Annotated in this window: 1 protein-coding gene; it reads left to right on the plus strand. The window is 64.1% G+C overall.

Annotated elements, in window-relative coordinates; all coding sequences use genetic code 11:
* Positions 1 to 42: 42 nt before the first annotated feature.
* On the plus strand, positions 43 to 700 hold a 658-nt coding region (locus M8523_RS36460; RefSeq protein ID WP_282589670.1), incomplete at its 3' end, for an IS66 family transposase.

The following is a 700-nucleotide window of genomic DNA, read 5'->3' on the forward strand; positions in this document are numbered from 1 at the left end:
GCGCTCATAGCCAATGTCGTGGTTTGGAAGTTCGCCTGGTATGTGCCTCTGCATCGGCAGGTTCAGATCCTCGCCGGTCAGGGCGTCAATCTTGACCGGGCCACCCTGGCGCTATGGGTCAAGCGCGTCGCCTGGTGGCTGACCCCGCTTTACGATCTGCAGCTTCGAAAGATCCACGGCTATCCCCGGATCTTCTGTGACGAGACCAGGGCGCCGGTTCTGGAGAAGGGTCGAAAGCGGGTGAGGATCCACCAGTTCTGGGCGCATGCCGTGGATGATCGACCGTGGAACGGCCCCGCGTCGCCGGCGGTGGCGTACATCTTCGCCAAGAGCCGCGGTCATCGTGAGATCAAGAGCCAGCTGGCCAACTACCAGGGCGTGGTGCAGGTCGACGCCTATAGCGCCTACACCGCCCTGGCCAAGGCGGGCCGTTCGCCGGGGCCGATCAAGCTGGCATTCTGCATGGCGCACGCCCGCCGCCAGTTCACCGACGTCTACAAGAAGACCCAATCGGCCGTCGCCCGTGATGCCATTGAGCGGTTCGCGAAAATCTACGCGATCGAGGCTGAGATCCGCGGGACCAGCGCGGCGTACCGGTGCCAGGTTCGCCAGGCCAAGACCGTGCCGTTGGTGAGCGATCTCAAGGTGGCGTTGGAAGCGGCGTTGACCGAGATCTCGTCCAAGTCCGCCCTGGCCAAGG

Source organism: Lichenifustis flavocetrariae, from assembly GCF_026130545.1.
GTDB classification, from domain to species: domain Bacteria; phylum Pseudomonadota; class Alphaproteobacteria; order Rhizobiales; family Beijerinckiaceae; genus Lichenihabitans; species Lichenihabitans flavocetrariae.